Annotated in this window: 9 protein-coding genes and 1 pseudogene; 8 read left to right on the plus strand and 2 right to left on the minus strand. The window is 45.3% G+C overall.

Annotation, left to right across the window (positions count from 1 at the left end):
- Positions 1 to 17 precede the first annotated feature (17 nt).
- The 7 genes from D908_RS07665 to nspC all read left to right on the plus strand — a co-directional run bounded on the left by D908_RS07665 (position 18) and on the right by nspC (position 11,689).
- On the plus strand, positions 18 to 689 hold the full coding sequence (locus D908_RS07665) for an ABC transporter ATP-binding protein (protein WP_000939699.1): 672 nt from the start codon (positions 18 to 20) through the stop codon (positions 687 to 689).
- The gene (locus tag D908_RS07660; protein WP_005525122.1) at positions 670 to 3,123 is read left to right on the plus strand and encodes an ABC transporter permease; all 2,454 of its coding nucleotides are present in this window, start codon (positions 670 to 672) and stop codon (positions 3,121 to 3,123) included. The genes D908_RS07665 and D908_RS07660 overlap by 20 nt, the downstream gene beginning before the upstream one ends.
- On the plus strand, positions 3,123 to 4,238 hold the full coding sequence (locus D908_RS07655; RefSeq protein ID WP_005525123.1) for a lipocalin-like domain-containing protein: 1,116 nt from the start codon (positions 3,123 to 3,125) through the stop codon (positions 4,236 to 4,238). The genes D908_RS07660 and D908_RS07655 overlap by 1 nt, the downstream gene beginning before the upstream one ends.
- Before the next feature lie 279 nt (positions 4,239 to 4,517).
- Positions 4,518 to 5,669 (plus strand): Na+/H+ antiporter NhaA, encoded by a 1,152-nt coding sequence (gene nhaA, locus D908_RS07650; RefSeq protein ID WP_005525125.1) that lies wholly within the window; start codon positions 4,518 to 4,520, stop codon positions 5,667 to 5,669.
- Positions 5,670 to 6,285: 616 nt separating this feature from the next.
- On the plus strand, positions 6,286 to 9,171 hold the full coding sequence (locus tag D908_RS07645) for a pyridoxal phosphate-dependent class III aminotransferase (protein ID WP_005525127.1): 2,886 nt from the start codon (positions 6,286 to 6,288) through the stop codon (positions 9,169 to 9,171).
- Between the two features lie 13 nt (positions 9,172 to 9,184).
- The gene (locus tag D908_RS07640) at positions 9,185 to 10,429 is read left to right on the plus strand and encodes a carboxynorspermidine synthase (protein WP_005525129.1); all 1,245 of its coding nucleotides are present in this window, start codon (positions 9,185 to 9,187) and stop codon (positions 10,427 to 10,429) included.
- 159 nt (positions 10,430 to 10,588) lie between these two features.
- Positions 10,589 to 11,689 carry a carboxynorspermidine decarboxylase gene (gene nspC / locus D908_RS07635; RefSeq protein WP_005525132.1) on the plus strand — a complete coding sequence of 367 codons (1,101 nt, stop codon included), beginning with the start codon at positions 10,589 to 10,591 and terminating at the stop codon, positions 11,687 to 11,689.
- A 95-nt stretch (positions 11,690 to 11,784) separates the two neighbouring features.
- On the opposite strand, the gene D908_RS07630 is transcribed toward nspC, so the two are convergent.
- Both D908_RS07630 and D908_RS07625 read right to left on the minus strand, forming a co-directional pair.
- On the minus strand, positions 11,785 to 12,423 hold the full coding sequence (locus tag D908_RS07630; RefSeq protein ID WP_000023799.1) for an OmpA family protein: 639 nt from the start codon (positions 12,421 to 12,423) through the stop codon (positions 11,785 to 11,787).
- Between the two features lies 1 nt (position 12,424).
- Entirely contained in the window at positions 12,425 to 13,738 is a 1,314-nt protein-coding gene (locus D908_RS07625; protein WP_005525134.1) for a TolC family outer membrane protein, read from the minus strand.
- A 419-nt stretch (positions 13,739 to 14,157) separates the two neighbouring features.
- On the opposite strand from D908_RS07625, the pseudogene D908_RS22570 reads away from it, so the two are divergent.
- Positions 14,158 to 14,854, plus strand: a pseudogene (locus tag D908_RS22570) (RTX toxin); the annotation flags it as partial.

Below are 14,854 nucleotides of genomic sequence, written 5' to 3' on the forward strand. Positions count from 1 at the left end.
CGGCAATGAGTGGTTTGATGTTACAACTGATAGACCTATGCAAAGGCTATGTAGACGGTGATGAGTTTCATCCTGTGTTGCAGGGGGCTGAGTTGACGTTAAACCAAGGCGATCAGTTAGCGCTGATGGGCGAAAGCGGCTCGGGTAAAAGTACCTTACTCAACCTTATCGCTGGCCTTGATACTGCCGATTCGGGTGAAATCTGGTTTCCCGGATTCCCCATGCATCACACTTCTGAACATCATCGTACGGCATTTCGTCGTGATAACATCGGTCAGATTTTCCAGCAATACAATTTGCTCCCTACCTTGAACATTGCTGACAACATTCGCTTTTGTCGTCAGCTCAAAGGGCTTCCTGAAGACGCAGGTCTGTGGCGACAAATTCTTTCGGCATTGGATCTCATGCCTCTGCTTGGCCGATACCCTGAAGAAGTCTCCGGTGGACAGCAACAAAGAGCCGCGATTGCTCGCGCTCTGTACATGGAACCGAAAATTCTACTGGCTGATGAGCCGACTGGTAGCCTTGATGAGCGTAATGCAGAAGCGGTAATGCGCCTGTTGACCTCACTGACTCGTCAGTTAAATTGTGCACTGCTTTTGGTTACGCACAGTGAAAAAGTGGCACAGCATATGGATGGCTGTATTCGTCTTCAAGGAGGACAGCTGCATGTTATGGCCCGTAGTTAAAGCGCTATTGGGTCACTATCGTCGCTATCCGTTACAGATTTTTCTGGTCTGGCTTGGCCTGACCCTCGGTGTTTCCTTATTGGTGGGCGTGACAGCCATCAACCATCATGCAAGACAAAGTTATGAGCATGGTGAAAAGCTATTTTCTAATCCTCTACCTTATCGTATCCGTTCTAAACACATCGCTAATAAAATTCCACAAGGTTTTTATATCCAGCTTCGCCGAGATGGTTTTCAGCAATGTGTTCCGTTTGATGATTACCGTTTCAGTACGACCTCTGGCCTAGATATTATTTTGCAGGGTGTCGATCCGGTGGCTTTGTTGTCGCTTAATAGTGGCAAAACGCTCGCACAACAGACTGGGCTACAGCTGATGAATCCTCCTTATCCTGTCATGGTGAGTCAGGAACTCGCTAAATTACAGGATTGGCAAGAAGGGGATTACATTCCTTTGACGGATGGCTCTAAGTTAGGGCCGATCACCATTGATGCTCATAATCAAGTTACGGGTATGCGAGTGGTGGCGGATTTGTCTTTGGTGCGTATGCTGAAAAAGGGCTCAGGGTTAACCGTGATCGCCTGTGCAGATATGCCGCCCGCCAAATTGGATCGATTGAAGAAGAGTTTACCGAATGGTTTAACCTTGGTTCGTAGCACCCGTTCTGAGTTGGAATCATTAACTCAAGCCTTCCACCTCAATTTGACCGCGATGGGAATGCTAGCCTTTTTGGTCGGCATCTTCATTTTTTACCAAGCAATGTCTCTATCTATGGTGCAGCGCCAGCCTTTGGTCGGCACATTGAGACAAATTGGTGTGAGTGGTTGGCAGCTTACCAAAGCAATGTTGGTGGAGTTGTTACTGTTAGTCTTCGTTAGTTGGTTATGCGGTAACGTATTAGGCTTGCTGCTTGCGAACCAATTAATTCCATCGGTTGCCAGCAGTTTGGGCTATCTATACAACGCGAATGTGGATTTGGCGATTGGCTGGGATTGGTCATGGAGCAGTTATAGCTTATTGATGGCACTGTTTGCAGCATTGGCTTCCTGTGCTTGGCCTTTGGTTCGGCTACTGCGTTCGCAACCAATTCGCTTGTCGGCACGTTTGTCTCTGGTTCGATTTGCAGGCAAAGAATTCAAGCTGCAGGCTCTGCTAGCTTGTGCGTTGTGTGTAGCTGCAGTTGCCATCTATCAAGCACCGAAAAGCCAGCAATCTGGGTTTGCCATTATCGGCCTGATGTTACTCAGTGTTGCTCTGTTTACACCGTACATAATTTGGACACTGTTCACCAGCTTCTCTTACACGTTACGTTGGGTAAAAGTGCGTTGGTTCTTTGCCGATGCCGCTGCCAGTATGAGTTATCGTGGCGTTGCGACTATGGCTTTCATGGTGGCTTTAGCTGCCAATATTGGTGTGGAAACCATGGTAGGTAGTTTCCGAGATACCACAGATCGTTGGCTTAGCCAGCGTTTAGCGGCGGATATCTACCTCTATCCAAGTAATAACATGGCTTCACGAATGAGTCAGTGGTTAGGGCAGCAACCTGAGGTGGAAGCGGTATGGTGGCGATGGGAAAAAGATTTCGCTTCGCAACATGGCCCAGTTCAGATCGTGAGTACCGGCGCTTCAGATGGTGAGTTAGATTCACTCACTGTGAAACTGGGTGTGCCAAACTATTGGTATCATTTACACCACGCGCGTGGGGTGATGGTGAGTGAGTCGATGGCGCTCAAATTGGGTATTCGTCCGGGTGATATGATCGATTTACCAGAGCCAATGGGTTCAGGTTGGGCTGTGTTTGGTGTTTATTATGATTATGGCAATCCTTATCACCAAGTGATGATGTCTCATCAGAATTGGATGAAAGTATTTGCGGGCACAGGCAACGTTGGTCTAGCGGTGGTTCTCAAAGAGGGCCTCACCGGTGAGAGCGTAAAAAAACGACTAGATACGATTTTCCGACTTGATGCGGATCGTATTTTTGATAACACCAATATTCACAGCCACGCAATGCGGGTGTTCGATCGCACCTTTTCAATTGCAGGAACGCTTGGACACATCACTCTATTTATTGCTGTTTGCGGTATTTTCTTCTCCACGTTAGCTGGGGAAACGTCACGCCTGCGACATATCTCTTTACTGCGTTGCCTTGGGGTTTCGGGGAAAGAGTTGGTTTTGATTGGTGGTATGCAGTTGTTTGTGTTTGGCGCTATTTCACTGCTGATTGCTCTTCCGCTAGGGTTAACTTTAGCCAAACTGGTTATCGATGTCGTGATCAAACACTCTTTTGGCTGGACCATGCAGTTACAACTGGTTCCCGGGCAGTACATCTACACCGTTATGTGGTCTATGGTGGCATTGATTCTGGCTGGGGCTTTGCCTGTTATTCGCTTAGTGCGTAAATCACCGATGAAATCGTTGCGAGAGGCTTTGTAATGCGCCGTCCTAATAAGCGAACAAGCAAGTGGATTTGGCTCTGTTTAGGCGCGCTATTTTTTGTGGTGGGCTTCATTGGCTACGAGCAAGAAGAATATCGCAGCCTGCTCTCTACTGATGATAATCCGCATTCCACTAATCAAGCGGTCTTTGAACCTGTTTTGCCGAATAATCCAGTTCGATTGCCTGCGGACTTTACTTCACGTCCGGAGTTTGAGCAGGAATGGTGGAAACTCTACGCTTGGCTTGACGATGAACAAGGCAACAAATTTAGTGTCCAATGGAATTTTCTTCGTTTAGCTCAGGATGAACGCAATACTGTTGGATGGCAAACCCCACAACTTTACTTCTCTTCTATTGTTATTAACGGCAAAAAGACTGCGTTGCGTGACCAGAAAATCGCTCGTGGTGGGATTGGTCAAGCGGGAATTAGTGATCAACCATTTCGTATGTGGATTGATAACTGGGCTTGGCGTGCTCTGGGCATGGGGCCGCTGCCAGGTAACTTAAACCTGAGTGCTGATCATTTCGCCCTTAATCTACAACTGCGAGCTCTTGGCCCCTATGTGCTGTCTGGTGATCTGGGGTATCAAGTAAGGCATGATGTACTTTCGTTGGCCAGTTACCAATACCAGCAACCCTATATTGCTGTTCACGGTGCCTTAGTTTTGGCGCCAGATCAACCAGCACTTCGAGTGAGTGGTCGAGCTTGGTTGAGTAAAGAATGGGGGAGTGAGTTAGTTGCTAACGAACAAACAGGGACAGATCGCTTTGTTATTCCTCTGGATGATGATCGCTGGCTAACGGTGAATCGATTCCGCCATAGTGGTGCGCCAGATTATTTCTACGGCATGCTACTTAATCGTAATGGCACAAATATTGCACTGTCGAATGATGATATTCAGCTCGAGGCGCTTTCTACTTCACTACTGAGTAATGGTAAGAGAGTGCCATTGCGTTGGCGATTAGCGATACCTAAGTACCAAATTAATGTTTCGGTAGAACCTTTGGATCGAGATGCATGGCAAGCATTTTTGATCCCCTATTGGGAAGGTCGCATCAAAATACTGGGTAGTCATAATCAAACCGGCTTCATGCAATTATCGGGTTATTGATTATTGTTACTCGTGATCAAGATTTTTACTTATAGAAAGCGCTTTATGCGCTTTCTTGGTTATATGGGGAAGATAAAACATTGGATTGCCATTTTTTAATTGGCATGAGTTGAGCCATGTCTATACTGAATTTAGGCGAAATTTACAGTGAATTAAGGATAAGCTCGGAAAAACCGAAGTAATGACTCATTACAATCGATTTTCCCATTGAACCAAGCCTAGCTACACTCTTGGTCATTCGTTGTTAATCAATTATTAACATTATTTAAGGACAAGCATATGTCTGACATTATTCGTGACTTTTTTAAAATGGAATCGGCAGGGGGCATTTTGTTGGTGATTGCTGCGGCAATTGCCATGTTCATTGCAAACTCATCTATGGGTGAGGGATATCAAGCTATTCTGCATATCTATGTGTTTGGTATGTCGATCTCACACTGGATCAATGACGGTTTGATGGCCGTGTTTTTCCTGCTAATTGGTTTGGAAGTAAAACGTGAGCTGCTGGAAGGTGCCTTGAAATCGCGTGAAACCGCGATTTTCCCAGCCATTGCAGCTGTTGGTGGCATGCTTGCTCCCGCTCTGATCTATGTCATGTTCAACTTTAATGATCCTGCGGCAATTCAAGGTTGGGCGATTCCTGCTGCTACTGATATTGCTTTTGCGCTGGGTATCATGGCGTTGCTAGGTAAACGCGTTCCTGTCAGCCTGAAAGTGTTTTTGTTGGCATTGGCGATCATTGATGACCTCGGGGTTGTTGTGATCATTGCTCTGTTCTACAGCAGTGATCTATCAACCATTGCACTCACTGTCGGCTTTATCATGACTGGTGTGCTATTTATGCTCAATGCTAAGCATGTAACGAAGCTGAGTGTGTATTTGATTGCGGGCTTAATTCTGTGGATTGCCGTATTGAAATCGGGCGTTCATGCGACATTGGCCGGTGTAGTGATTGGTTTCGCTATCCCACTGAAAGGGAACAAAGGTGAACACTCACCACTGAAGCACCTTGAACATGCTCTGCATCCTTATGTTGCGTTTGGTATTTTACCGTTATTCGCTTTCGCTAATGCGGGTATCTCGCTACAAGGTGTTTCAATCGATGGTTTGACTTCCATGTTGCCATTGGGTGTTGCTTTAGGGCTGTTCTTAGGTAAACCGCTGGGTATCTTTAGCTTTAGCTGGGCTGCAGTAAAACTTGGCGTAGCTCAGTTACCAGAAGGAATCAACTTCAAGCATATCTTCGCGGTATCTGTGTTGTGTGGGATTGGTTTTACAATGTCGATCTTCATTTCATCACTGGCATTTGGCCAAGCGAATGCAGCGTATGATACTTATGCTCGTTTAGGTATCTTGATGGGTTCTACGACAGCGGCTCTACTGGGTTATGCCTTGCTGCGTCTCTCATTACCAGTGAAATCAACTCAGTAATCTCAATAACAGATTGATTGATAAGCCTCCGCATAGCGGGGGCTTTTTTTATACGTATTGAGTGAGCAAGAAATGATTCAAAATCGCCGCATTGTTATTGATGATGTTATTTATATGCTCGCAATGTAACTGAGAGAGTTCGAGGCTTGCTTATAACTATTTGGTTAAAATTTGCCATGTAAATGATACGAATAATTATTAAAAACGATTGCTCTTGACTTTCCTTTTGTGATAAGGTTCGCGCCAATCTCGGACTGAGCTTCTGGGGGACACGCGTGGTGACCATTCAGGCTGATTGTGACATCACGTAGGGTAGGTATCGGCAAGTCCTTTTGTCGATAGACGGGATACTCTTGCTGCGGAGCAGCATGTGCATGGGAAACCCAACATTGAACTCACTTAACTTATACACACTAATCAGCTTTGTACTTCCTCTATGCCCTGTTCAGCAGGACAGCAGCATCACTGAACCTTGATTACCTGATTTAGCACTATGTCATCCAAATGATGACCCAAATTCCGGCTTGCTTATGAGCAAACACGGGCAATTTTGCTATTCGCTATTTCCACAACATTGATAGGAAAAGCGGAAACGAATCATCTCAAGGGGAAAAAGATGAGTACAGCCTTTGAAGTCGATAACAACATCGCAACTCTGTTTTCAAATCAAGTGCCGTTATTAGACGGTCTTTACGATCTCACTCCTGACCAAGTGCTGCTTGACCAAGCTGCACATGAATCGGAAGTGCGTTCATATCCACGCCGTATTCCAATCGCAATTAAGCAAGCTTATGGTTGTTTAGTTGAGGATACGCGTGGGCAGATTTTCTTGGACTGTTTAGCGGGTGCAGGTACTTTGGTACTTGGCTATAACCATCCAGAAATCAACCAAGCTTTAAAATCACAACTGGATTCGGGATTGCCGTACCAAACGCTGGATATCGCAACTGAAGCTAAAACCAACTTCATCAAAACAGTAAAAGGCTTTTTGCCAAAAGCGTTGGGTGATGATTGTGTGATCCAGTTCTGTGGTCCATCAGGTGCTGATGCTGTTGAAGCGGCAATTAAGCTGGCAAAGCAAACTACAGGTCGTAACACCATGTTTGCCTTCCGCGGTGCCTACCACGGTATGACTAACGGCACTATGGGTATGATGGGTAACCTGAATACTAAAGCACGCCGTACTGGCTTGATGTCAGACGTTCACTTTATGCCTTTCCCATACAGCTTGCGCTGTCCGTTTGGTTTAGGTGGTGATGAAGGTGCAAAAGCCAGCATTCGTTACATTGAACGTCTACTGAATGACGATGAAGCAGGGATCATGAAACCTGCTGCGATCATTGTTGAACCTATACAAGGTGAAGGCGGTGTTATTCCTGCGCCAGCATTCTGGTTGCGCGAACTGCGCCGTATTTGTGACGACCACGGCATCCTGTTGATTTTCGATGAAATTCAGTGTGGTGTGGGCAAAACAGGTCACAACTTTGCTTTTGAAGAATCAGGCATTATTCCTGATGTTCTTTGCTTATCAAAAGCCATCGGCGGCGGTTTACCTATGTCGATTTTGGTCATCAATAAGAAGCACGATACATGGCGTCCAGGTGAGCATACGGGTACTTTCCGTGGCAACCAGCTTGCAATGGTATCAGGTGCTAAAGCACTAGAAATCATTCAACGCGATAACCTCGTTGAGCATGCAAAGCTTGCTGGTCAATATCTACGCGCTGGTCTAGAAAAAATCCAAAGCCGAGTAAACTGTATCGCTGAAGTGCGCGGTAAAGGTCTGATGCTGGGTCTTGAGATTAAAGACCCAAGCGGCGAACTGAACAAATTTGGCGAACCGAAATCAGCGCCACAATTGACTCTTGCCATTCAACGCGCAGCACTTGAGCGCGGTCTGATGGTTGAAAAGGGCGGGCGTGATGGCTCAGTTATCCGTTTCTTGCCACCTGTCATCATCTCGTTTGAACAGTTGGATTTCGCGCTACGCGTGCTTGAAGAAGCGATTCTTGCTGCAGGCGGCGGTAAAAAAGATCCTGAGCAAGCTAACCAAGAATGGAAAAAACACTTCATTCATACCGGGCACATGGGTAGTCAAGAGTTCTCACAAGTAATGAACCACACTACCGCAGCTATGAAAGCCGTGTTTGAAGAGGTGAAAGCACCTTACTCAGGCCTTGACCCTAAAGTTCTGGAAGAAGCAATTTACGCTGTGGATCTGGATAACAAAAATGCGTCACTAAAAGAAGTTATCTCTGAAACTGCTGAATTGGTCGCGAAAAACTCCATCATGGTTCAACACCCTGACTGTATCGCGCATCTACACACTCCACCATTAATGCCTTCCGTCGTTGCTGAAGCTATTATTGCGTCATTGAACCAATCGATGGACTCATGGGACCAATCTTCTGCGGCGACTTTTGTTGAGCAGAAAGTGGTTGATTGGATGTGTGAAAAGTATGAACTGGGCGCGCAAGCGGACGGTATCTTCACCAGTGGCGGCACACAAAGCAACCAAATGGGCTTAATGCTGGCTCGTGACTGGATCGCAGACAAACTCAGTGGCCATTCAATCCAGAAATTGGGTCTACCTGAGTATGCTGACAAGCTGCGTATTGTTTGCTCGAAGAAATCCCACTTCACTGTACAAAAATCGGCGTCTTGGATGGGGCTAGGTGAGAAAGCAATTCTTGCCGTTGACGCACTACCAAATGGCACGATGGATGTGACTAAACTTGAAGCCGTCGTTGAGCAAGCTAAAGCAGAAGGGTTAATTCCATTTGCGATTGTTGGTACAGCAGGAACTACCGATCACGGTGCGATTGATGATTTAGTCACTATCGCGAATGTGGCGGAGAAACACACGCTATGGATGCACGTTGACAGTGCTTATGGTGGTGCGTTGATCCTGAGCAGCCATAAAGATCGCCTAAGTGGTATTGAGCGTGCTCAATCCATCAGTGTTGATTTCCATAAGCTGTTTTTCCAAACCATCAGCTGTGGCGCATTGCTGCTGAAAGACAAGCATAACTTTAAGTACCTGTTGCACCATGCAGACTACTTAAACCGTGAGCATGATACTTTGCCAAACTTGGTAGATAAGTCGATTTCTACCACCAAACGTTTTGATGCCCTAAAAGTGTTTATGACCATGCAAAACGTGGGACCTAAACAACTGGGAGCCATGTACGATCATCTGTTAGCACAAACGCAGCAGGTGGCGGAACTGGTACGTCAGCATAAAAGCTTTGAGCTTTTGGCTGAACCATCTTTGTCTACCGTATTATTCCGTGCGGTAAATGAGCAAGCTTCTGATCTGGATGAACTGAACAAAGTCGTTCGTCTACAGGCGCTGGTACGTGGTGTCGCTGTACTTGGCGAAACCATTGTGGATGGCAAAACTGCCTTAAAATTCACAATCTTGAACCCATGCTTGAAGATTTCGGATTTCGAATCTTTACTGGCTAAAATTGAAACTCTAGCAGCTCAGCTAGCGAACTAAAGGTAAAGGAATTATGTCTATTCTACAGATTGGTGCAGGCGGCGTAGGTTGGGTAGTGGCACATAAAGCCGCACAAAACAACGATGTGCTGGGTGATATTACTATTGCATCTCGCTCGATTGCGAAATGTGAAAAAATCATTGAGTCGATCAAAGGTAAAAACAACTTTAAAGACTCTTCCAAGAAACTAGAAGCGCGTCAGGTTAACGCGGATGATATCGAATCGCTGGTGCAACTGATTAATGAAGTAAAGCCAGATTTGGTCATCAATGCTGGACCACCTTGGGTTAACGTATCCATTATGGAAGCGTGTTATCAGGCGAAAGTATCCTATTTGGATACTTCCGTTTCGGTCGACTTATGTTCTCAAGGCCAGCAAGTTCCTGAAGCGTACGACGCACAATGGGCGTTTCGTGACAAATTCAAGCAAGCAGGGATCACTGCGATTTTAAGCGCGGGTTTTGATCCGGGTGTTGTCAGCGTTTTTGCTGCCTACGCTGCGAAATATTTGTTCGATGAAATCGACACTATTGATGTGTTGGACATTAATGCCGGCGATCATGGCAAGAAATTCGCGACCAACTTTGATCCCGAAACCAACTTGTTGGAAATTCAGGGTGACTCTATCTACTGGGATGAAGGTGAGTGGAAGCGCGTGCCTTGCCATACTCGTATGCTGGAATTTGATTTTCCTAAATGTGGGAAATTCAAAGTTTACTCCATGTCGCACGATGAGCTGCGTTCACTGAAAGAGTTTATTCCTGCTAAGCGTATTGAATTCTGGATGGGCTTTGGTGATCGCTACCTGAATTATTTCAATGTGATGCGTGATATCGGTTTATTAAATCCAGAACCACTGACTTTGCATGATGGTACGGTCGTTAAACCACTGCAAGTGCTGAAAGCGATGCTTCCTGATCCAACCTCGTTAGCACCAGGTTACAAAGGGCTGACTTGTATTGGTACTTGGGTGCAAGGTAAGAAAGATGGTCAAGCGCGTAGCGTGTTCATCTATAACCATGCAGATCATGAAGTGGCTTACCACGATGTGGAGCATCAAGCGATTGCTTATACCACTGGCGTGCCAGCAATTACGGCAGCGTTGCAGTTCTTCCGTGGTGAGTGGGCTGAACCAGGTGTATTTAACATGGAACAGCTCAATCCAGATCCATTCCTAGAAACTATGCCATCTATTGGTTTAGGCTGGGATGTGATGGAGCTTCAGCCGGGTCAACCTGATATTCAAATCGTGAAATAATGCACGCAGAGTGTGAAAACCTCCGTGATTAATCCTAAACAGCTATAGCCAAATGGTTATGGCTGTTTTTCCATTTTTGCTACAGGCAAGCATGAATGGAAACATTGCAGGAAATAGGAACTGACATGCAAAAAAAATGAATTAAAAACCCCGTACTTCATGATTGATGAAGCAAAACTCATCGCTAACCTCGAAATTGCTAAGCACCTGAAGGAAATTTCGGGTGTGAAGATGGTGTTGGCACTGAAGTGTTTCTCAACTTGGGGTATTTTTGACATCATCAAACCATATCTGGATGGCACAACCAGCTCTGGTCCCTTTGAAGTTAAACTGGGCTATGAAACTTTCGGCGGTGAAACCCACGCTTATTCAGTTGGTTACAGTGAAGACGATGTGAAGGAAGTGGTCGACATCTGCGATAAGATGATCTTCAACTCTCAATCTCAATTAGCGGCATACCGTCATTTAGTTGACGGTAAGGCATCTTTGGGTCTACGTATCAACCCAGGTGTAAGTTATGCGGGACAAGATTTAGCTAACCCAGCACGTAAATTCTCTCGTCTAGGCGTACAAGCAGATCATATTGATGAAAATGTATTTGAAACCATCGATGGTGTGATGTTCCACATGAACTGTGAAAACAAAGATGTGGATGCATTCATTAGCTTGCTGGATGCTATTTCAGAGCGTTTTGGTCGTTATCTCGATAAGCTTGATTGGGTCAGCCTTGGTGGAGGCGTATTCTTTACTTGGCCGGGCTACGATGTGGATAAATTGGGTACGGCACTGAAAGCGTTTTCTGAGCGTCATGGTGTTCAGCTTTATCTTGAGCCTGGCGAAGCTGTAATCACTAAGACCACAGATCTTGTGGTGACTGTGGTTGATATTGTTGAAAATGGTATGAAAACCGCGATTGTCGATTCTGCAACTGAAGCGCACCGCTTAGATACACTGATTTACAAAGAACCAGCTTCAGTACTGGAAGCCAGTGATAATGGTCAGTACGAATATGTGATCGGATCTTGCTCTTGCTTGGCTGGAGATCAGTTCTGTGTGGCTAAGTTTGATGAGCCATTGAAGGTAGGGCAAAAACTACACATTCTGGATAGCGCAGGCTACACCATGGTGAAGCTCAATTGGTTTAACGGCCTGAAAATGCCGTCTGTATATTGTGAACGTCAAAATGGTGAGATCCAGAAAATCAACCAGTTTGGCTATGAAGATTTCAAACGCACTTTATCTTTGTGGTCTATCCAATAGATATCTAGATAGGGTGGGAAGTGAATCAGGCACTGGTTCTTTCCAACAAAAAAGCCGTGATTAATCACGGCTTTTCTTTTATCTAAGTACTGATATTACATAGGAAGAGTAGTGAAAATCGTCCACTCTTTTACCACTTCACCCTTGTAACCAACAACGGTGGCAGTCACGCGGCGATTGCGCGCATGGCTGATATCATCTTCACCTTCAGCTACTAAAACGCTATCACCATATCCGACGATGTTGACGCGATTCGGAGCAACGCCATAACGAATCAGTTGATCACGAACGGTTTCTGAGCGTTGTTTCGAAAGTGCTAAGTTATATTCAGCACGTCCCACTTTACTGGCGTAGCCTTGCAGTTCAATCGATGTTGATGGGTAACCCTGTAAGAATTCAGCCATTTGACGGATTTGGGTCAAGAATGCTGGCTCAATGACACTTGAATCGTTAGCAAACAGAATATGTAACTGCTGCATCTGTGATGACTTAATAAAGGTACCGCAGCCATCATTATCAATCTCAGATCCTCGTGGAGTATCCGGACATAGATCGCGAGCATTAATTACGCCGTCATTATCATCATCCTTTAGATCGGCAACCTGATTGGCAAGTGGTGTTGGACGGTAATCGTATTCATCACCTTCATGCTGAAGGTATTCGCCTTGATTAGCGAAAGAAGATGAGGACACAGTAAAGAGAATAAGTGGCAGAGCCCATGATTTGATTGACATATTAGTACTCCACCTTAGTTGTCCATTCCTGAGGAATATCCACTCTCAAGGCATCTAATAAATTACCAGCCGCATTCATCACACGATATTTTGCATACTGCTCAGCATATCGAGCATCCAGGTAGTCTTTGCGCGCTTCGAAGAGTTCATTCTCAGTGTTGAGGAGATCCAGCAGAGTGCGTTGACCAATTTGATATTGTTTACGATAAGCAACAACGGTTTTTGATGCGGAATCGACGTGATCAGCCAAAAACTCTTTTTGCTGTAAAGTTAGATCCAAAGCACTCCACGACAAACGAAGGCCTTCCTCTACGGTACGGAATGTTTTTTCACGCAAATCTTTAGAACGGTTCAACTGATAAGCAGCACTTTCAGTACGATCGCGGTCACTGCCACCATTGTAGAGGTTATAACGTAAACGTAGCATGGCACTAAGCTCATCGCTGCTGCCTTCAATGCCGCCAGCATCATTGCGCCAACTCTGTGCTGCTTCAAACGAAAGCGTTGGATAATTAGGCGCTTTAGACTGCTTATATTGGAAACGCGCAGCATCAACATCGGCTTGTGACACCTTAATTACAGGGTGGTGTTCTTGAGCCATTTGCATTGCATTTTCCAGAGAAGGAGGTAATGCATACTCATCAGCATGTGGAAACTCTAAGCCTAATGGCTCTTGGCCCACGAGACGACGGAATTGAGTATGTACATCAAGAAGATTATTTTGTGCTGCAAGCAAGTTACCGTGCGCTTTGGCCAAACGAGCTTCTACTTGGGTTACATCGGCAGTGGAACCAATGCCAGAGTCAGCACGCTTTTTGATATCACGATAAATAGCTTTATGAATTGACAGGTTATTTTCAGACAGAGTCAGAATTTCATATGCCTTTGTCGCATCGAGATAAATCTTGGTGACTTCCAAAGCCATATTTGAAGCATCAGCCAATAATTGATAGCGATCTGCTTCCGCTTCTGCTGCTGTTCTATCCATATCATTGAGAGTGGCAGAACCATCCCAAATCAACTGTGTCAGCGTTAAAGTCGCGTCTTTACGAGTTAAATCAGTATTTCTGTTGCCACTAGACTCTGCGGGATTAATTCCTTCGTAGCCAATGCCTGCATCAAGGTCGATTTTTGGCAAATAAGCACCTGAAGATGCTTCAGCATCAAACTCGCGGCTTTTAAATTGGTTAAATGCGCTTTTTAGCTCCGGGTTGGATGCCAACGTGATGGATACCGCTTGCTCCAACGTTTGCGCAGAAACCGGATTGCTCAATGCGATAGCGAGTGCAATCGCTTTTAATGGTAATCCTTTCAAAACGTTCTCCAAATGTGGGTTCATTACTCAATGAATGATCTTTAGTCTAATCCATATTCATAATCATTTATAAGACACATCGATTTTTTGACGCCAATCAAATGACGCACGAGAGACTCGTATCACAAATATGCATAAATAAACCCATGTGACTTAGTCATAACGATGTAAACTGGAAGTATGAAATGATTTCATTTCTAAATGATTTTGGAATAGAGTTGGCAAATCTAACTGATAATGATGTGATTTTAGTTCAAAATTCATGTGGTTGCCAGATGAAAGACCATTGGTAATGCACATCAGAAGCTAAATACTAAACACTTTTTTAACTAAAGTTAAAATTTAATCTGTATTGATTTGTGGCAGGGAAGAGTGTCAGCAATCAATACACTCAAAAGTACTAGGGTTTGAGGCTATATATGGGAATTAATGCTTTGTCGTCTTTAACAAATTTGGCATCTAACCAGTTGCTCGTCATTGATAGAAATGGAAATGTAGTAGTAGTCAATGCTGGTGATTCTATCCCTGAAGGGGCAATTGTTCTCGACCCGAATGGTGGCAGCTTAGTTCCTGACGAACAGACAAAGCCAACTGCAAAGCTTATTGATGCTGAAGGTAACGCACAACCTATTACAGATGACATACAACAGATTCTCGCAGCACTGGAACAAGGTGCTGACCCAACAGCTTTAGATGAAGAACTTGCTCCGGCAGCGGGTGGTGCACAAGGCTCCGCACTAACCGCATCCACTACCATCGAGCGTGATGGCACAGAAACTCTCGCGGCAACCCAATTCGATACTTCAGGCTTTGAAGCTCTAGGTCTTTCTAGAACTCAAAGTTTAAGTTTACTTAGCCTACTGCAATCTTCTATTTCTCCTGCAAATGTCAACGACGGTCCGACAATCGACGTGACGGCGGCGGAGTTCAATGAAAACGACGCGGTCGTGGGCACGAAAGTGGCGAGCTTCACGGCGTCAGACGAAGAAGACGGCACGCCAAGCGTGGACTTCACAGCCGGCACGAACACCGAGGGTTACTACGAAATCCGCGGCACCGATGTGGTGTTGACGCCAGCGGGTGTTGACGCGGTCAATGCGGGCGTGACCTTGCCAG

This window comes from Vibrio mimicus CAIM 602 (genome assembly GCF_000338875.1).
Lineage (GTDB): Bacteria > Pseudomonadota > Gammaproteobacteria > Enterobacterales > Vibrionaceae > Vibrio > Vibrio mimicus.

Excerpts from the sequence above, each read along its gene's own strand:
- D908_RS07660 (WP_005525122.1), top strand. The coding sequence starts at position 670 with ATGTTATGGCCCGTAGTTAAAGCGCTATTGGGTCACTATCGTCGCTAT.
- nspC (WP_005525132.1), top strand. The coding sequence starts at position 10,589 with ATGATTGATGAAGCAAAACTCATCGCTAACCTCGAAATTGCTAAGCAC.
- D908_RS07655 (WP_005525123.1), top strand. The coding sequence starts at position 3,123 with ATGCGCCGTCCTAATAAGCGAACAAGCAAGTGGATTTGGCTCTGTTTA.
- D908_RS07665 (WP_000939699.1), top strand. The coding sequence starts at position 18 with ATGTTACAACTGATAGACCTATGCAAAGGCTATGTAGACGGTGATGAG.
- D908_RS07640 (WP_005525129.1), top strand. The coding sequence starts at position 9,185 with ATGTCTATTCTACAGATTGGTGCAGGCGGCGTAGGTTGGGTAGTGGCA.
- D908_RS07645 (WP_005525127.1), top strand. The coding sequence starts at position 6,286 with ATGAGTACAGCCTTTGAAGTCGATAACAACATCGCAACTCTGTTTTCA.
- nhaA (WP_005525125.1), top strand. The coding sequence starts at position 4,518 with ATGTCTGACATTATTCGTGACTTTTTTAAAATGGAATCGGCAGGGGGC.
- D908_RS07630 (WP_000023799.1), bottom strand. The coding sequence starts at position 12,423 with ATGTCAATCAAATCATGGGCTCTGCCACTTATTCTCTTTACTGTGTCC.